This is a genomic window from Pelosinus propionicus DSM 13327 (assembly GCF_900114615.1).
GTDB classification, from domain to species: Bacteria; Bacillota; Negativicutes; order DSM-13327; family DSM-13327; genus Pelosinus; species Pelosinus propionicus.
On record NZ_FOTS01000015.1, the window covers coordinates 91,357 to 109,970 of the forward strand.

General features: G+C 37.6%; 21 protein-coding genes, 1 pseudogene and 1 other annotated feature. Of the genes and pseudogenes, 21 read left to right on the forward strand and 1 reads right to left on the reverse strand.

The annotated features are described in order from the left end of the window. Positions 1–106: 106 nt before the first annotated feature. The 21 genes from BMZ99_RS10100 (at position 107) to pyrR (ending at position 18,220) form a co-directional block, all read left to right on the forward strand. Positions 107–364, forward strand: a complete 258-nt coding sequence (locus BMZ99_RS10100; protein ID WP_090936206.1) for a hypothetical protein — start codon at positions 107–109, stop codon at positions 362–364. Positions 365–399: 35 nt separating this feature from the next. Next, complete coding sequence (locus BMZ99_RS10105; protein WP_245754908.1) at positions 400–693, forward strand: hypothetical protein; 294 nt, start codon at positions 400–402, stop codon at positions 691–693. 328 nt (positions 694–1,021) lie between these two features. After that, positions 1,022–1,297: a YlmC/YmxH family sporulation protein gene (locus BMZ99_RS10115; RefSeq protein ID WP_090936213.1), complete on the forward strand. Its 276-nt coding sequence runs from the start codon at positions 1,022–1,024 to the stop codon at positions 1,295–1,297. Between the two features lie 305 nt (positions 1,298–1,602). Further along, on the forward strand, positions 1,603–2,061 hold the full coding sequence (nrdR, locus tag BMZ99_RS10120; protein WP_090936215.1) for a transcriptional regulator NrdR: 459 nt from the start codon (positions 1,603–1,605) through the stop codon (positions 2,059–2,061). Positions 2,062–2,102: 41 nt separating this feature from the next. Beyond that, on the forward strand, positions 2,103–4,109 hold the full coding sequence (gene nrdD / locus BMZ99_RS10125; protein ID WP_090936218.1) for an anaerobic ribonucleoside-triphosphate reductase: 2,007 nt from the start codon (positions 2,103–2,105) through the stop codon (positions 4,107–4,109). 48 nt (positions 4,110–4,157) lie between these two features. Next, on the forward strand, positions 4,158–5,897 hold the full coding sequence (locus BMZ99_RS10130) for a TIGR03960 family B12-binding radical SAM protein (RefSeq protein ID WP_090936221.1): 1,740 nt from the start codon (positions 4,158–4,160) through the stop codon (positions 5,895–5,897). Positions 5,898–5,909: 12 nt separating this feature from the next. Further along, positions 5,910–6,731, forward strand: a complete 822-nt coding sequence (gene pgeF / locus BMZ99_RS10135; protein WP_245754909.1) for a peptidoglycan editing factor PgeF — start codon at positions 5,910–5,912, stop codon at positions 6,729–6,731. 158 nt (positions 6,732–6,889) lie between these two features. Next, positions 6,890–7,591: a YggS family pyridoxal phosphate-dependent enzyme gene (locus tag BMZ99_RS10140; protein WP_090936224.1), complete on the forward strand. Its 702-nt coding sequence runs from the start codon at positions 6,890–6,892 to the stop codon at positions 7,589–7,591. A gap of 18 nt (positions 7,592–7,609) precedes the next feature. Then, positions 7,610–8,038, forward strand: a complete 429-nt coding sequence (locus BMZ99_RS10145) for a cell division protein SepF (RefSeq protein WP_090936227.1) — start codon at positions 7,610–7,612, stop codon at positions 8,036–8,038. Between the two features lie 26 nt (positions 8,039–8,064). After that, a complete protein-coding gene (gene proC, locus BMZ99_RS10150; RefSeq protein ID WP_090936229.1) occupies positions 8,065–8,886 on the forward strand; it encodes a pyrroline-5-carboxylate reductase in 822 nt (273 codons plus the stop codon). Beyond that, positions 8,879–9,664 (forward strand): YlmH family RNA-binding protein, encoded by a 786-nt coding sequence (locus BMZ99_RS10155; RefSeq protein ID WP_090936232.1) that lies wholly within the window; start codon positions 8,879–8,881, stop codon positions 9,662–9,664. Before proC ends, BMZ99_RS10155 begins: the two co-directional genes overlap by 8 nt. A gap of 18 nt (positions 9,665–9,682) precedes the next feature. Then, complete coding sequence (locus BMZ99_RS10160; RefSeq protein WP_090936235.1) at positions 9,683–10,132, forward strand: DivIVA domain-containing protein; 450 nt, start codon at positions 9,683–9,685, stop codon at positions 10,130–10,132. Positions 10,133–10,194: 62 nt separating this feature from the next. Next, positions 10,195–10,405: a binding site (T-box leader), on the forward strand. A gap of 28 nt (positions 10,406–10,433) precedes the next feature. After that, positions 10,434–13,229, forward strand: coding sequence for an isoleucine--tRNA ligase (ileS, locus tag BMZ99_RS10165; RefSeq protein WP_281246775.1), 2,796 nt, complete (start codon positions 10,434–10,436; stop codon positions 13,227–13,229). 75 nt (positions 13,230–13,304) lie between these two features. Then, positions 13,305–13,601 (forward strand): DUF5665 domain-containing protein, encoded by a 297-nt coding sequence (locus BMZ99_RS10170; RefSeq protein ID WP_090936241.1) that lies wholly within the window; start codon positions 13,305–13,307, stop codon positions 13,599–13,601. 27 nt (positions 13,602–13,628) lie between these two features. Continuing rightward, the gene (locus tag BMZ99_RS10175) at positions 13,629–14,156 is read left to right on the forward strand and encodes a nitroreductase family protein (protein WP_090936244.1); all 528 of its coding nucleotides are present in this window, start codon (positions 13,629–13,631) and stop codon (positions 14,154–14,156) included. An 11-nt stretch (positions 14,157–14,167) separates the two neighbouring features. After that, a complete protein-coding gene (locus BMZ99_RS10180; protein ID WP_090936247.1) occupies positions 14,168–14,800 on the forward strand; it encodes a TraR/DksA C4-type zinc finger protein in 633 nt (210 codons plus the stop codon). 153 nt (positions 14,801–14,953) lie between these two features. Then, entirely contained in the window at positions 14,954–15,658 is a 705-nt protein-coding gene (locus BMZ99_RS10185) for a TVP38/TMEM64 family protein (protein WP_090936250.1), read from the forward strand. A gap of 153 nt (positions 15,659–15,811) precedes the next feature. Further along, on the forward strand, positions 15,812–15,976 hold the full coding sequence (locus tag BMZ99_RS10190) for a DUF362 domain-containing protein (protein WP_007953067.1): 165 nt from the start codon (positions 15,812–15,814) through the stop codon (positions 15,974–15,976). A 303-nt stretch (positions 15,977–16,279) separates the two neighbouring features. Beyond that, the gene (gene lspA / locus BMZ99_RS10195) at positions 16,280–16,732 is read left to right on the forward strand and encodes a signal peptidase II (RefSeq protein ID WP_090936253.1); all 453 of its coding nucleotides are present in this window, start codon (positions 16,280–16,282) and stop codon (positions 16,730–16,732) included. Continuing rightward, the gene (locus BMZ99_RS10200; RefSeq protein ID WP_090936256.1) at positions 16,722–17,648 is read left to right on the forward strand and encodes an RluA family pseudouridine synthase; all 927 of its coding nucleotides are present in this window, start codon (positions 16,722–16,724) and stop codon (positions 17,646–17,648) included. The genes lspA and BMZ99_RS10200 overlap by 11 nt, the downstream gene beginning before the upstream one ends. A gap of 20 nt (positions 17,649–17,668) precedes the next feature. Beyond that, positions 17,669–18,220 carry a bifunctional pyr operon transcriptional regulator/uracil phosphoribosyltransferase PyrR gene (pyrR, locus tag BMZ99_RS10205; protein WP_090936259.1) on the forward strand — a complete coding sequence of 184 codons (552 nt, stop codon included), beginning with the start codon at positions 17,669–17,671 and terminating at the stop codon, positions 18,218–18,220. An 85-nt stretch (positions 18,221–18,305) separates the two neighbouring features. Here pyrR and BMZ99_RS10210 read toward each other — a convergent pair. Then, a pseudogene (locus BMZ99_RS10210) lies at positions 18,306–18,614 on the reverse strand (IS3 family transposase); the annotation flags it as partial.

Below are 18,614 nucleotides of genomic sequence, written 5' to 3' on the forward strand. Positions count from 1 at the left end.
GTCTTACAGAAGAGAATGCGAACCGTTAGGTTCGTGTTCTCTTCTTTATCATTGACAAAGGTATCATTGGTAGTAGTCTCACATAGATTTAGATGAGGTGATCAATATGCCACGTGAGAGAAAGCCATGTAAAGGCATATTTCGTGGTTTAATTATTGGCAGGACGAATCAGAATAGTGGACCATATCCTGCTATTAAAAATGGTGAATGCAAAGTTATTGAGTATATAGAACAAAGTGATAGACCTGAACTAGTAGTTCTTGAAAGAGATGTTGCAAATGCTTTTATTCAGGCAGATATCTGTCAGTTCGATAGTAGAGAGAAAATGGAAAAATATATGGAAATTCCGATAAATAATGAATAATATTAAAGAATACTCTAGGGCTTAAAGAGGAATCATTGACAGGTATAGCGGAGCATGTTTTAATTAAGATTATAGAAGTATATTGGGCGGTGATTGGTATGAAAAGAGATGAACGAATTCCACCAATTGAAGCAGTTGAAAAAGCATTGCGAGTGAAGCCTATTGGACGTATACAACTATTTAAAAGACCTGAATATATGCCCAAAGAAAAGGCGAACAATCAATCTTTAAAGAAAAAAGAAGATAAAGAAGAAAAAAAAGATGGGGTTGTTAATCGAGCGAGCCATGCAGCTGGGCGAGTCGGCGTAACAGTAGACTATAAAGTTTAAATGAATATATTGCTTTTGCGTGTATGAAGCGTCTGCCTTAGAGGTGATAAAAAGACTATGCAAAAACCCATATGTAGTAAGTGTGTGCATCTTTATACAACTTGGGATCGAAACTTTCCCTATGGATGTAGGGCAATGAGGATTAAAAGTGCTTCATCGCCTTCAGAGGTGGTTCGGGAGGCTTCTGGGCAGGAATGTTTAGCATATGCTGCAAAGCAGAGCAAGGAAAAATAGAATAAAGGAAATAGTAAGCTTAGATTAATTTTATTGAAATGGGTTATCATAAATCTTCTTGTCCCTCATAGAATGTATTGGGGGTGTGGATAACATGAAAGGCATTACCAATTGCGTATCAGATCTTAAACTTAAAGAAGTAATCAATATTGTTGATGGTAAAAGGTTAGGTGCGATTACAGATATTGAAATTGATGTGGAAAGTGGAAGATTAACAGCCATCGTAGTTCCGGGAAATGGCAGATTTCTAGGTCTGTTTGGCCGTAGCGAGGATGTTGTAATTCCTTGGGATAAAATTAATAAAATAGGGTTTGATGTTATTTTAGTAGAGGCTTCTGCTTTTGCCGAAATCAAACACCTGGATAAATAAGGATTATAGTAAATATGTCACGTACATATGTTATAATGATAACGATTGCAGCTTTTTTATGAAGTTGGCAGTCGTTTTCTTTTATTGTTTTTATTTAAATTAATTTTTATTTAAAAGCCAAGCAGGAGAAGCACAATATATGGCGTAAAGTAAATAATAGGGCACAATATCTAGTGAGATAATGAGCAGTAAAATTTTGTAGTGAGCTGATAGGTGTAGCTCATTTAAAATATCGTGAGAATACATCAAGAGAAGGCTATTGCTTTATAAGGCCTATTGAATGATTATCAAAAGGGGGAATTCCTATGCGTTGTCCATTTTGTGGTTGTGTTGAAAGTCGAGTGATTGATTCGCGAGCAGCAGAAGAGGGGAGTACCATTCGGCGTAGGCGTGAGTGTTTGGAATGTATGCGCCGCTTTACTACATATGAAATGATTGAACAGTCCCCCTTAATAGTAATAAAAAAAGATGGTCGTCGTGTGATCTTTGAACAAAGTAAATTATTAAATGGGATTGTAAGGGCTTGTGAGAAACGTTATATACCGATTAATGAAATTGAAGCGTTAGGTGAACGAGTAGAGCGAGATATTCGCAATACGATGGAAAGAGAAATCTCTACACAGCAAATTGGCGAAATTGTAATGAAACATTTAAAAGATCTTGATCAAGTCGCATATGTTCGTTTTGCTTCAGTGTACCGGCAATTTGCAGATATTGATAATTTTATGGAAGAATTGCAAGCATTAATGAAAAATAAACAATAATTTACAGTATAAGCTATATAAAGTGAGGAATAGGTATCATTATGAAAATTAAAAAGCGAGATGGCCGTGAAGTCTCCTTTGATGAAAATAAAATTACAGAAGCTATTTTTAAAGCTGCTAAGGCTGTAGGTGGAGCGGATAAGCAATTAGCAATGGAATTAACATTAGATGTTTTGCGCTTTTTAAAACAAGAATATAATGGGGGGGCTTTTGGTGTTGAAGAGGTCCAGGACGCTGTAGAAAAAATATTAATTGAAAAAGGACATGCCAAGACGGCAAAAGCTTATATTTTGTATCGGGATAAACGAACTCGCATGCGGGATGGGCAATCCTATTTGATGGATGCTGTTGCAGACATTCTAGTAGAAACGAATCGGGAAAATGCTAATATTTCCAATTCTCCTTCAGCGAAAATGCTGCAGATTGCCAGCGCTGCCAGCAAATCTTATTATTTGAATCGCTTACTTCCTGAACACATGGCGAATGCTCATATCAAAGGCGACATCCATATTCATGATTTAGACTTTTATGGCAAAACATTAACTTGCGTACAGATTCCTCTTGGTAAATTATTAAAGAATGGTTTTAATAACGGGCATGGCTATATTCGGCCACCGAAGCGCCCAGCATCTGCAGCGGCTTTAGCTGCTATTATTTTGCAAAGTTCGCAAAATGATATGCATGGTGGTCAGTCTTTTGCTTTTTTTGATTCAGATATGGCTCCTTTTATGGAAGGCGTAAAAGAAGAAGAAGTTTATCAGGCTATGGAAGCATTTATTTATAATCTCAATTCTATGCATAGCAGGGCAGGAGCACAAGTTCCTTTTTCTAGTCTGAATATCGGTACAGATATTACACCGGCAGGACGAAGAGTAACTAAAAATCTTTTATTGGCATATGAGAAAGGATTAGGTCATGGAGAAAATCCTATTTTCCCCAATATTATTTTTCGTGTAAAGGATGGAATTAACTTTAATAAGAAAGACCCTAATTATGATTTATTTAAGCTGGCAATCCGTGTAGCATCTCAGCGATTGAATCCTACCTTTAGCTTCATGGATGCTTCATTTAATAAACCTTATGGTGATCAGGTTGGTTATATGGGATGCCGTACTAGAGTTATGTCTAATAAATGTGGATCGGAAGTAACGGACGGGCGGGGAAATCTTAGTTTTACTACAGTCAATTTACCAAGGCTTGCGATTAAGGCAGAACGAAATTTAATGAAGTTCTATCAGAGTTTATCTGATCTCATTGATCTAACTTGTGAACAGTTATTACATCGTTATCAGGTGCAAGGAAAATTAAGAGTAAAGGATATGCCATTTTTAATGGGGCAAGGCTTATATTTGGATTCAGATAAATTAGCTGCAAATGACACAATTGCAAATGTGATCAAGCACGGCACGTTATCGGTAGGTTTTATTGGTTTAGCTGAAGCCTTGATTGCTTTAACGGGTTATCACCATGGCGAAGGGGAGGAATCCCAAATATTAGGTGAAGAGATAGTGGCATTCATGCGCAACAAAGTTGATAAGGCTACGGATAAATACATGTTGAATTATACATTACTGGCAACACCAGCAGAAGGGTTAGCAGGACGTTTCGTCAAAATGGATTGCCGTGAGTATGGCTTAATTCCTGGCGTAACAGATAAAGAATATTACACTAATTCTTTTCATATTCCTGTCAATTATTCTATTAGTGTATATGATAAAATAAAAATAGAAGCGATTTATCATAAATATACAAATGCAGGTCATATTAGTTATGTGGAGTTTACAGCACCTCCTGTAAATAACCTTAAGGCAGTCGAAGATGTGATTCGTTATATGCAGCAATGTGATATTGGATATGCAGGCATTAATTTTCCCGTAGATTTTTGTGAGAGTTGTGGTTATCTCGGTGTAATTGGTGGAGATGTATGTCCTGTATGTTCTATGTCAGACATCAAAAGAGTACGACGCATCACTGGTTACCTGAGTACCATTGATCGCTTTAATGATGCAAAGCATGAAGAATTAGAGCAGCGTGTAGCACATCTGTAATAAGATGGTTACAAGGAATGTATCGTATTTAAGATGGAGTGATAAGTTTTGACTTGGCAATTAAAAGAAAAGTTACAGAAAACTTTGGCTGAAGAGCAGGGGGCAATGGTTTTTCCTCCTGGTTCACGTCAAGGCTTTGCATTAGTGTATCCAAATACCTATCATGTAGGAATGTCCAATTTAGGATTTCAAATTATTTATCAACAAGTCAATTCTAGGGGAGATACAGCCTGTGAAAGGTTATTTTTACCTGACAGAAAAACAGAGCCTGAATATATTCGTACGAATACACCGTTAATGACAATTGAAACGCAGCGTCCATTATATGGATTTTCTTTAATTGGCTTTGCTCTAACATTTGAAATGGATTATTTTAATGTAGTAAGTATTTTACAGCTTGGAAAGGTCCCTGTATTAGCTGCTGATCGGGGAGAAGGAGATCCTTTGGTTATTGCAGGCGGTCCGTGTGCGACCTTTAATCCAGAACCTTTAGCTGATTTATTTGATGTATTTATCATTGGTGAAGGCGAAGAAATCATACACGAAATATTAGATGTCTATTACCAGGCACGTGACAATAATATCTCTAGGCAGGAAATTTTATTCCAAATAGCACAAATTTCTGGTGCATATGTGCCTTGTTTTTATCAAGTGGAATATAAAGCAGATGGTACGATTAAAAAAGTATCTTGTTCTGGGGGAGTGCCCCAGCATGTACAGCGGCGCTGGATTCAAGAGTTGGATCAATATGAGGCACAGACGGTGGTTGTAACTCCAAATACTGAGTTTAAAGATATGTTTTTGATTGAGGTAGCACGTGGCTGTGGCCGCCATTGCCGCTTTTGTATGGCAGGGTATTGCTATCGAAACCCTCGAGTAAGATCGCTAAAGACATTAGAAGCGGCTGTTGTAAAGGCAAAAGAATATCGCAGTAAGGTTGGATTAATGGGGGCTGCAATTTCTGATTATCCTGAAATTGATTCGTTATGTAATATTATTTTAGAACAAGGAATGCATATGTCTGTGGCCTCTTTAAGAGCCGATACTCTTACTTTGGATTTAGTCAATGCGTTGGCTGTTAGCAAGCATCGTACCATTACTTTAGCTCCGGAAGCAGCAAGTATCCGATTGCGCAAAGTGATTAATAAAACCATTACAGATGAGCATCTATTTAATTCCATAAAAATGGCGGTTAACGCAGGTATACCCCATATTCGACTCTATATTATGATTGGCTTACCTTATGAGGAAGATGAAGACATTGAAGAAATCGTTACTATGGCAAAAAATATCAAAGCATATATGGAATCTTTGGGGAGTAAAGGAAGGTTAACCTTAAGCGTTAACCCTTTTATTCCGAAGCCTTTTACACCTTTTCAGTGGATGCCTATGACTCAGATTTCAGTAGTAGAAAAAAGATTAAAGTATATCAATTCTAGTTTGCGACAACAAAGAGGAATAGAAGTATTGGTTGAATCGCCAAAAGAAGCCTATATTCAAGGTGTTTTAGCTAGAGGAGATCGGCGGTTGTCTGCTGTATTGCTAGATGCTCACAAGAAGGGCGGCAGTAAAGGTTTCAAGCAGGCGATGAAAAAGAACATGCTTCGTGAGGAAGATTACTTATATCGTCAGCGGGAGCCAGGAAGTGAGATTTTGCCTTGGAAAGTGCTGGATATGGGGCTGGATTCATTGTACTTAGAACGAGAATTAGAAGAAGCTAAAAAAGAAGAATTTACGGCTCCATGTGCGCAAGGCTGTACTCGGTGTGGAATATGTAAAAAAGGCTGATGGGAGTGTATAGTGTTGGAGCGATTTATTTTAAACTATGGAACTAGCGGGCAGTGGTATGGAACGTTTACCCATTTCAGTGCATTAGCTATTAAACATGGTATATCGAGTCGATTTGGTGGGGTAAGTAAGCCACCATTTCGTTCCTTGAATGTAGCGCTGCATACAGGTGATTGTGATGAGAGTGTTATTATAAATCGGCAGCTTTTTTGCCAAGGGATCGGGATTCATTCAAAACATATTGTGACTGCTCAACAGCTTCATACGGATCATATTGCAGTGGTAACCCAGGAAGAAGAAGGAAGAGGAGCAGGCAGCTATGAGGATGCAATCCCCAATACAGATGCTTTAATAACCAATGTTCCGGGAATTCCTTTAATGTTATTTTTTGCTGATTGTGTCCCTGTTCTAATTGTAGATCCAGTACAGCGAGCCATTGGCGCAGTTCATGCAGGTTGGAGAGGAACGGTGGAAAGGATTGCGCAAAAGACAATTCTATCTATGCAATCTAATTTTGGCACGAAGCCTGAAGATTGCTTAGTTGGGATAGCTCCTTCTATTGGTCCTTGCTGTTATGTTGTTGATGAAATCGTAATCAATAAACTGAAAAAACAATTCAATAATTGGGAAGAATTAATAGAAAAAACCGAAGAAAAAGACAAATGGTATTTTGATTTGTGGAAAGCCAACGTTCATCAATTGAAAGAAATAGGTGTGAAAGGAAGCAATGTGGTAACCAGTGGTGTATGTACTGCTTGTAATCATGAATTATTTTTTTCTTATCGAAAAGAAAATGGGGCTACTGGAAGAATCGGAGCTGTTATTGTCTTGTAAGCGAATGCTTACAAGATTTTTTTTAGAATTTATATGTTTTAAAGGAGCCGGAGCATTTTTCTTATTATTGTAATGTCAATATATTTTTAATGTTTAGGAGATACTTAAGAGGAAATTAATGTTTATTCGCGAATAATGCATATAATGGAGGGTTTACCATGTCTATTCAAACAAACCTAACCCAAGTTATAGAAAATATTCATAATGCTGTACATAAGAGAAGTAAGACATTAATCAATGAATCTAAATATGTTAAATTGGTAGCTGTAACAAAGAATCATGATGTAGCAGCCATTCAAGAAGCGGTTGCTGCTGGCGTGCTGGCAATTGGTGAAAATAGAATACAAGAAGCCGCTAAAAAAGCGCAAATAATTCAGAAGCAAGTGGAATGGCATCTTATCGGTCATTTGCAGACCAATAAGGTTCGTCAAGCAGTCCAGCTGTTTGACCTGATTCATTCTGTAGATAGTAAAAAAGTAGCTCTGGAAATTGATCGTATCGCCGGTACCTTAGGGAAAAGGCAAGATATTCTGATCCAGGTTAATATGGCTGATGAAGATACCAAATTTGGGATTGCTTCCAAAGATACTTTAACATTAGCAAAGTGTATTAGTAATCTAGAACATGTCCGATTATGCGGAGCGATGACGATCGCACCTTTTTATGACAATGCAGAGCAGGCCAGACCTCTATTTCGCAATATGTATCAATTGTTTATGGAACTAAAAGATATGAATTTGGCGAATACAAAAATAGAGTGGCTATCTATGGGAATGACAAATGATTATATTGTAGGTGTTGAAGAGGGAGCAAATTTAGTACGTATTGGTACTGGGATATTTGGACAGCGTCAATATTAAAGGGAGGTATAAAGGAACATGAAGTTTATGGAAAAAGTCTGGGGAAGCTTAGGCTTATTTGAACCTGTAGAGGCTGAGGAAGATCCAAAGCAAAAAGTAGAAGAATTAGAAGTAGGGAAAGGGAAAAAAAATAATAACCTAGTAAATTTACCCACTGCTCAGAAACAAATGAAAGTTATGGTGGTGGAGCCATTCTCTTTTGATGATGCTCAACATGTAGCTGATCATTTAAAAAATCGAAAACCTGTTGTTGTGAATTTTGAGAATTGTGATAAAGAAGTTGCTAAGCGCATGATTGACTTTATTAGTGGGACAACCTATGCTTTAGCTGGGAGCATTCAAAAAATTGGTAACAATATATTTCTCTGTGCTCCAAATAATGTAGATGTTACTTATAGTCCTCATGAAGAAGGCAGTGATAAAGAATTCTTACCATGGAATAAATAAAGAGTTGAAATACGGGGGATTACCAGATGTTGAAGAATAAAAAAATTGGTTTTATCGGTAGCGGAGCTATGGCTGAAGCCTTAATTGATGGAATATTAAAAGCTAATTTAGTTACGCCGAGTCAGATTATAGTGAATGATATCTCTCAAAATCGTCTAGACCATATGACTGGGAAATTTGGTGTACTTACGACGTTGAGTATAAAGGATACTGTAAAAGCAGCAGATATCTTATTTTTAACTGTAAAGCCTCAAATTATTAATGGTGTATTGGATGCTATTGCACCGCTGCTTTCACCTACAACCTTAGTCGTATCAATTGCAGCAGGAATTACAATTGGAATACTTGAGAGTAAATTGGTACGGATTCCAATTGTAAGAGTTATGCCAAACACTCCGGTGGCAGTAGGGGAAGGGATGTCTGTTCTTGCTTTGGGGCATTATGCAGGTGAAGAAAATGGCGAATTAGTATTAACTATTTTTTCTTCTGTAGGTAGAGCTATTATTATGGATGAAAATGCTATGGATGCAGTTACGGGATTGTCGGGTAGTGGTCCTGGATATGTCTTTGTACTTATTGATGCATTAACGGATGCAGGTGTCCGAGTTGGTTTGTCCAGGCAAAATTCATTAGTTATGGCAGCGCAGACCTTATTAGGAGCAGCTAAGATGGTTCTGGAAACAGGGGAACATCCCGCAAAATTAAGGGATATGGTAACTTCCCCAGGTGGAACTGCTATTGCGGGTATACATGTATTAGAACAAAAAGGTGTAAGAGCAGCTTTAATTGATGCAGTACAAGCAGCTACGAAACGTTCACAGGAGATGGGGAAAAAATCACATGGGTGACCGAGAAAAAATTATACGATATTATCAGGCTAGCGGTGAAGGTGAATTAGCAGCTAAATTATTGGATTTAGCTGAAGCAGCATTGCGTAACCGAAAGTATAAAGTAACAGAGTTTCTGGATCCTTACGGTTATAGTATTGCAGAAACGATCAGTGCACATTATGATCGTTTAAAGCTAGTATCCAGCGGCGGCTATGAGGGGGCAGAGCGAGTCAAGGCTGTTTTTATAAATGAAGAGTTTCGAGGTACCTCTGATGCTGCAGTAGAGGCTGTCTCTGTAACATGGGATGAAAGATATTATCAAATTACTCATCGAGATGTGTTGGGAGCATTGATGGCACTTGGGATTAAGCGAGAAATTATTGGTGATCTCATTATGTGCGGGCATGGATGCCAAATTATTATCGATTCATCTTTTTTAAATTTTCTTATGCAAAATTTAAGCAAGATTGGTGCGGCGCCTATTAGTATTACGCAATTGGAGATCGCAGATATTGCTCCTCGGGAAGAAAAAGTAAAGGAAATCAAAACGACTGTGGCCTCTCTTCGATTGGACGTTATAGCAGCAGCTGGTTTTGGTACTTCGCGTAGCCGAATGTCGGAAGAAATCGTGGCTGGAAAACTAAAAGTAAACTGGCAGGAGGCTAAAAATAGTGCTCAATCCATTAAAGAAAATGATGTTATTTCAATGCGGGGACGGGGGAGAGTCGAAGTTTGTGAAGTACTGGGGCAAACCAGAAAAGGACGAATGAGTATTGTATTAAAACGTTTTATGTAGATAAAAGGAGGTGTATTCATGCTAACCCCATTGGATATTCATAATAAAGAATTTAAAAGAAGTTTTAGAGGATATAACGAAGAAGATGTTGATGAATTCCTTGATCGAGTCATAAAAGATTATGAGTTATTATATCGGGAAAATATTGAGTTGAAAGAGAATATGGACCGACTTAATGGTAAATTAGAACATTTTCAACATATGGAAAATACTTTGCATAATACATTAATTGTTGCTCAGGAGACAGCAGAAGAGGTAAAGCTAAATGCTAAAAAGACAACAGAGCTAATGATAAAAGAAGCAGAGATCAACGCTCAGAAACTCGCAGAGGAAGCTGCCAACAAAGTGCGCCGCATGGCTAGTGAATATCAGGATTTGAAAAAACAGGTGGACGTATATCGTGTTCGTATGCGTACCCTTGTACAAGCACAGTTGGAGATATTAGGTGAATCTGGTGAGGATGAATAGCGTAATTTGACAATGTACCTTTTATTGGTTATAATCAGTTTTATTGTGGAATGTTAATATGAATACAAGTGATGATGGAGACAGTAGCTAAAAAACTGATTTTACAGCGAGTTGGGAATAGTGGGAGCCTAATAATCAAGTTTAGTGAAGATCACTCCTGAACTGCAAACTGAAATACAGTAAGATTTGCCGTTTAACGAGCGTTATATCGTTACTAAAGTGGCTGGAAAGTCATTAGGGTGGTACCACGGGAAACAACCTCTCGTCCCTTTAGGGATGAAGAGGTTTTATTTTTTTGGAGGTGTTATTGTTGGATTATAGTAAAACCCTTAATTTACCGCAAACTGAATTTCCAATGCGAGGAAATTTACCAGAAAGAGAGCCTGAAATGCTCAATTACTGGAAACAGCAAAAGATTTATGAGAAACGTACAACGCAGGTGGAAAAGCCGAAATTTATCTTACATGATGGGCCTCCTTATGCGAATGGTGATATTCATATTGGTCATGCTTTAAATAAAATTTTAAAAGATATGATTTTGAAATATAAATCATTACGCGGATTTAATACTCCTTATGTACCTGGTTGGGATACGCATGGTCTACCGATTGAACATGCTGCCATAAAAATACTCGGTCTAAATAGGCATGAACTAAAACCATTGGATTTACGTCGTGAATGTAAAGATTATGCTTTGAAATTTGTTGATACCCAGCGTCAAGACTTCAAACGTTTAGGTATTGGTGCTGATTGGGACAATCCATATGTAACATTGCGGCCTGCCTATGAAGCGAAGCAGATTGAGGTCTTTGGGGAAATGGCTAAGAAAGGTCATATTTATAAAGGTTTAAAATCGGTGTATTGGTGTACTTCATGTGAGACTGCTTTGGCAGAAGCTGAAATTGAATATGCAGAAAAAAAATCTCATACCATTTATGTTAAATTTCCTTTAGTGGATGATAAAAAGACTTTGCCTGTAGGAATAAATGCTGAAAATGTATTTGGTGTCATTTGGACAACCACGCCTTGGACAATGCCGGCCAATGTTGCCATTGCTGTTCATCCGGAATTAGAATACGCATGGGTGGAATCCCAAGGTGAAATATATCTTTTAGCAGTAGAATTAATTGAAGCGGTAGCAAAAGATAATAAACTAGAAAATTATACGATATTGTCCACTTTAAAGGGGGCTGATCTTGAAGGTGTGGTTTTCTCCCATCCCTTTATCGATCGGGAGTCTATCATTGTTTTGGCCGACTATGTTACCCTAGAACAAGGTACTGGCTGCGTACATACGGCTCCAGGACACGGCCCAGACGATTTTGAAACGGGTATAAGGCACGGATTGCCAATCATTAATCCTGTGGACCATGCAGGGCGCTTTACGGCTGAAGGTGGTATATTTGAAGGCATGTTAATACATGATGCTGATGTCCCTGTGATCAAAGAATTAGCAGCACGCGGTATGCTATTGGGCAAGGGCAAAATCAAACACCAATATGCTCATTGCTGGCGTTGTAAGAATCCTGTTATTTACCGAGCAACGGAACAGTGGTTTGCATCCGTGGATGGGTTTAGGGAACAAGCGCTGCAAGCGATTAAAGATGTACAATGGATTCCTGCCTGGGGTGAAGATCGAATACATAATATGGTGGCGGATCGTCATGACTGGTGTATTTCCCGTCAAAGAGTTTGGGGAGTTCCAATTCCCATTTTTTATTGTACACAATGTAATGAACATGTCATCAATGATATAACGATTACAGCTGTTAAGAATTTATTTCGTCAAGAAGGTTCTGATGCATGGTGGGCCAAAGATTCAAGTGAAATATTACCAGAGGGCTTTACTTGTTCTCATTGTGGTCACGATAATTTTCGCAAAGAAACGGATATTATGGATGTTTGGTTTGATAGCGGATCAAGTCACGCAGCTGTACTAGAGCAGCATGTTGAACTTGCATGGCCAGCTGACTTATACTTAGAGGGAAGTGATCAGCATCGCGGTTGGTTTCAGTCATCTTTATTAACATCGGTGGCAACAAAGGGAATTGCTCCTTATAAAGCGGTTCTTACTCATGGTTTTGTGGTAGATGGTGATGGTCGTAAAATGTCTAAATCCGTTGGTAATGTTATTTTTCCCCAAGATGTTATTAAAAAATATGGGGCTGACATCTTGCGTTTATGGGTAGCCTCTGCTGACTATCAGGCGGATGTTCGTGTTTCGAACGATATCTTGAAACAGTTGTCTGAAGTATATCGAAAAATACGCAACACCTTCCGTTACATTCTAGGCAGTATTCATGATTTTAACCCAGATACAGATAAAGTGGGTTATAATGAGTTATTAGAGATCGATCGGTGGGCACTTTTACGATTAGAACAAGTTCGTGAAAAAGTTACAAAAGCGTATGAAGAGTATGAGTTTCATTTAATCTATCATACGGTACATAATTTTTGTACTGTTGATTTAAGCTCAATTTACTTAGACATATTAAAGGATCGCGTATACACGGCATTGCCTGCTTCCAGAGAGCGGCGTGCAGCACAAACTGTTATGTATGAAATCGTAAATACTTTGGTACGTCTTATTTCACCTGTTCTTACCTTTACTGCTGAAGAAGTGTGGCAGCATATGAAACAAGAACAGAATATGCCAGAAAGTGTGCAGTTGGCTGATTGGCCAATAGCCCATGATGAATATCTCAATGCTGACTTAGAAGCAAAATGGGCTTCTATATTGGCAATGCGCAGTGAAATTACAAAAGCTTTAGAAACTGCTAGGCGTAATAAAGTGATCGGACATTCTTTGGATGCAGACGTTACGCTGTATGCAAATGAGAAGGTTTTTACTCAATTATCAACTATGGAAAAAGAGTGGGCAAATATTTTGATTGTATCAAAGATTCATGTTGTAGAAGATACTGAAAAAGCACCAGATAATGCATATCAAGTAGAGGACATGGCATTGTCAATTGTCGTATCTCAAGCAGAAGGTCAAAAATGTGAACGCTGCTGGATTTATAGTGATACTGTAGGAAAGATGGAGAAGCACGAAACACTTTGCAGTCGTTGCAATGATGTAGTCGTGAAATTATAATGAACGTAAAAAACCGGAACTTATTTCCGGTTTTTTTTTTATAAGATGGAGATAATAGAATTGGAGGTATGTTAAGTGGAGCAGCAAGGAAAGCAAGATGTAATTACAGTACAATTAAAAAGATTGATATGTCATTTAGAGTCAATGCGTATTGCTGAATATATGGAACTTCTCGAACGACCAGGAAAGCTGATACTTATCAATTTTATTGCCGGAATCGCGCGAGGATTAGGCATTGCTATTGGTGCATCTGTATTTTTTGCCATGGTTTTAAACTTATTACATCAACTTATTTTACTCAACATACCGGGTATTGGAAATTTCGTAGCAGATATTATACACATTGTAGAGATGAAAAATGGAAAATATTAAATATTAAAGAAATAGGGGTGTTTATGCATGACGAAAGATGTTTTTGATTGTATGAGGGAAAGTCATAGCGTTAGAAATTTTGTGCAGCAAGATATACCTGAACCTACCCTAACGAGAATCTTAGAGGCGGGTTGTTGGGCCCCTAGCGCAGGAAATTTGCAGCCATGGTATTTTTATGTAATAAAGAATCAAGAAATTAAAAGAAAAATGGCTGAAGCTTGCTTTGAGCAAAATCAAATTGAAAGTTCTCCAGTCAGTATTGTTATATTAGCTGATCCAGCTCGCTCTAATGAGAAATATGGTGAGCGTGGTGCTCAATTATATTGTTTGCAAGATACTGCGGTTGCCGCGGAAAATATGATATTAGCGGCTTATGGACTGGGGATTTCTACCTGCTGGATTGGTGCTTTTGATGAAATCAAAATCCAGCAAGCAGTGGAGGCCCCTCCTAGACTTCGAGCAGTAGCTATTCTATGTTTAGGGTATAGCAACGAAACCGATAAGTCTATCAAAGAAAGACTTAGAATCGGTGAAGTAACAAAGATTATTCATTAGGAGAGGGTAATTTGGATGCTGTAATATATAAAGAATTAGCAAAGCGATTAGACAAAGAGAAGCAGGAGTTACTAAAGCAAATTACTTCTTTGGAAGAATCAGGATCAGAAACAAGTTTATCCTATTCAACGGGAGAGTTATCGGTCTGTGATAATCATCCTGCTGATATTGGTGATGAATTATTTGAACGCAGCAAAGATATTGCTTTAAAAGATAACGCCCGGGTTCTACTGTCGCGTGTGGAGAAAGCTCTTAAAAAAATGGATAATGGAAACTATGAATATTGTAGTACCTGTGGCAAAGAAATACCTGTGGCCAGGTTAGAGGCTATCCCTTGGGCAAATGAATGCATACGGTGTCAGGAGCAATACGATGTTGTAGATTCTTCTCCGAGGCCTTTAGAAGAGGAGGTGCTAACGCGGCCTTTTCAACAAAACTTTTTAGATCATGATAAAAATGAATTTATTGGTTTTGATGGTGAGGATGCCTTACAAGCGGTCATGCGTTATGGTAGCTCTGATACACCTCAGGACATTCCTGGAAGCCATAATTACAAGAAACTATTCAATAATAGTGATGAAAAGCAGGGAATTGTTGATCCGATAGATGCCATTCCAGAGAAAGAAAAAGATGGAAGTCGGTAAAGGCATAGATTATAACTTTAAAAAACTGGGCGATAATTTTAGAGCCCAGTTTTTTAATTCGCAGCAGGAGTTACGTGTGTTAAAGTATAAAGATAGTAGCGTAATATGTTATAAATCCATCGTGAAGGGATAGTTTTGCTAGGAGGTGCTTTTATGGCAACACCAATGATGATAGCGAAAAGCATGATGTATCGACTTGGGGTATTGGTTATTGCTGTAATTGGATATTTTTATTTGCCTGGCATACAAGGATTTTTTGAAAGTGGGCTTTCCTTATTATGGGACAGGGACTTTGACGGATTACGCCAATTTATTTTGTCCTATGGCTTTTGGGCACCTTTGTGCAGTATCCTGCTAATGACGCTGCAGTCACTAATCCCTTTTGTTCCAGGATTAGCAATTACCATAACTAATGCTTGGGTTTTTGGCTGGCAGTATGGAGCTGTCTATTCATGGCTAGGCGCATTATTGGGAGCATGTTTAGATTTTGCTATTGCAAGATGGTATGGACGACCTATTGTTGAAAACTTTATAAATAACAAGTATTTAAAGGTAACAGATGAATTTCTTCGTAGGCATGGTATAGCTGCTGTTTTCATTACTCGTTTGACACCTATTATCCCCTTTAAAGTGATAAGCTATGGCGTTGGCTTAACGACTCTTTCTTTTGGTCAATTTACAATAGCAACAGCGATTGGGCAGGCACCTGCAATTCTCATATATTCTGTTATTGGTCAAAATCTTACCTATAATCTTCGTGCTGCGGTTATTATTACTTTCCTGTTAATTGCGATTGGTGCTTTGGGGCATTATTTCCGAGACGATATAGAACGAAGGTTTTTCCCTGATAAAGAGTAACTATGAGGACCTATAAAATAAAATTTATAAGTTATTAGAAGGAGAGTATAAGTATAATGTAAAAATATCATATTAAATATGATATTAGTTATGTGATTTCTTGCTAGTATATAGTATAATGGTATACAGTGATCTACATAGGAGGTGAAATTCATGTATAAAATTGATAGTAGCTGTATTTCATGTGGTGCTTGTGCTTCTGTTTGCCCAGTTGAAGCTATTTCTGAAGGTGATGCTCAATATGTTATTGATGAAAAATGTATTGACTGTGGTTCTTGTGCTGCAACCTGTCCAGTGGGCGCAATTAGCCCAGAATAAGTAACATAATAAAAGTAAATGACTTGAGTATATGAGTCATAGACATAGGCACCAAGCCTTAGTCATTTTTTGAGTGAAATTTAAAAATGATTTCACTAGAAAAGCTCAGATTTTCTGAGCTTTTCTTTTTGACAAAAGTTCAACCACTAATTGGCCGGAGGTAAAGATACGTAAGTAAAAACTTTACCTTTGACCAATTTTTGTTTATTATATATAGTAAGTTTATAATGTGCGATAATAATTGGTGATGAAATCTATTTATATGCAAGAAATATGTTATTTATAGGATAGGAGAGAAGATTAGTGCCTATATTAATAGTAGTATTCGTGGTAATAATGGATCAGTTATCCAAATTTTATATTCAATCACATATGACTCTGGGGATGTCTATACCTGTGATTGATGATATTTTTCATATTACCTATGTTTTAAATCCGGGAGCTGCTTTTGGGTTGTTTGAACATCAAACTTTGTTTTTTTTAATAGTGGCAGTTAGCTTAGTATCAGCTGCGATTTATTTTTATCCGCGGATACCAAAGACGTATAGTTTACTGCGCTTTGGTACTGGTTTATTGGTAGGAGGAGCAATTGGTAATGTGATTGATCGTATAAAAACAGGCTATGTAATTGATTTTTTTGATTTTCGTATTTGGCCTGTTTTTAATATTGCTGATGCGGCCATTGTATGTGGCGTAGGTTGTATTATTTTTACTATGGTTTATTTACATAAAGAGGATGAAGCGAATGGGCAATGAAGTGTATTGTTATCATATAAGTGAATCACAAGCAGGAGAGCGTTTAGATGTTTTTTTAACCAAGCAGATGCCTGATACATCTCGTTCTGCAGTACAAAGGCTTATCAGCAGTGGAGACGTTGCAGTCAATAAAAAAGTAGCAAAAGCCAATTATAAGGTGCAAGAGCTAGATGATATTCAAGTAAATATACCTGAGATTAAAACGTTAGAATTAACAGCGGAAGAAATACCACTGACCATTTTATATGAAGATAAAGATATTATAATTATTAATAAATCCCGGGGCATGGTTGTACATCCTGCTGCAGGGAATTATAATGGTACATTAGTAAATGCTTTATTAGAACATTGTGAAGATTTGTCAGGCATCAATGGTGTCGCTCGTCCAGGGATTGTTCATCGTTTAGATAAAGATACTTCAGGTGTTATGGTGGTTGCCAAGAGTGATAGAGCACATGTCAGCCTGGCTAAGCAAATTAAGGATCGTACGGCCAGTCGGCGTTATTTGGCAATTGTATATGGAAATATTAAGGAAGATCATGGTGTTATTAAGGCGCCAATTGGGCGTCATTCTAGTGATCGCAAAAAAATGGCAGTAACCTTTACTAATAGTAAGGAAGCAACTACAAAATTTCGTGTGATGGAGCGATTTGGTGATTATACCTTAGTAGAATGTAAGTTGCTTACTGGACGTACGCATCAAATTAGGGTGCATATGACCTATATTGGTCATTCTGTTGTTGGCGATCCCAAATATGGGCCTGGTCGTATGCCTTTTTCTATTATAGGGCAAGCTTTACATTCCGCTGAACTTAGAATCTCTCATCCTGTTACGGAAGAGATTATGAGATTTACAGCACCATTACCGGAAGATATGGAAATGATTTTAAAAGTATTACGACAAAAAAATACATAGAATTAGGAAGGAGTAGGGATATGAGTACTTTAGTAGAGAAAACTGTAATTATGGATGAGCAAGCTATAAGACGGGGACTCATTCGTATTGCTCATGAGATTATTGAGAATAATAAGGGAATTAAGGACTTAATTTTAGTAGGAATAAGAACCCGTGGTGTCCCTTTAGCAGAACGGTTAGCCGCTGAAATAAAGCGCATTGAAGGTGCAGAGCTGCCAGTAGGAATTTTAGATATTACATTATATCGTGACGATTTATCTACGCTTAGTTATCAGCCAATCGTACATGAAACACAAATACCTATTGATATTAGTGGTAAAACAATTGTGCTTATTGATGATGTATTATACACTGGGCGTACTGTACGTGCTGCTCTTGATGCGATTATTGATATTGGACGGCCTAAGGTCATTCAATTAGCCGTCCTTGTGGATCGCGGTCATCGTGAACTTCCTATTCGTGCAGATTATGTAGGGAAGAATGTGCCTACTTCTAGTAAAGAAGTGGTTGGAGTACAATTAATGCCTGTTGATGAAGCTGATAAGGTAGTTATTAAGGAATTTGCTGAGTAAAAATATAGATTTTATAATATTAAAGACCTTTGCTGATATAATGAACTGGTACCTAGAAATAGGACATTATAGAAAAAAGCCTAAATTAAGCCACAATGAGATGATCCCGATATTGAATCGGGGTCATTTTTTTTAAATCCCCATTGATAGCGATGACAGTTATAGTATTCAATATAATTATAAATGGTTTCTTTAAGGTCGTTAAAAGTTTGACAGCTTTTAATATCGACTTCATCCTTCATATGACCAAAGAAAGATTCCATGGATGCATTGTCTAAACAGTTTCCCTTTCGGGACATAGACTGCTTGATATGTAAGTCTTTTAAGGAAAGTTGAAAGTCTGGATGTGTATAGTGAAAGCCCTGATCTGAATGAAGGATTACCTCAGGATGAA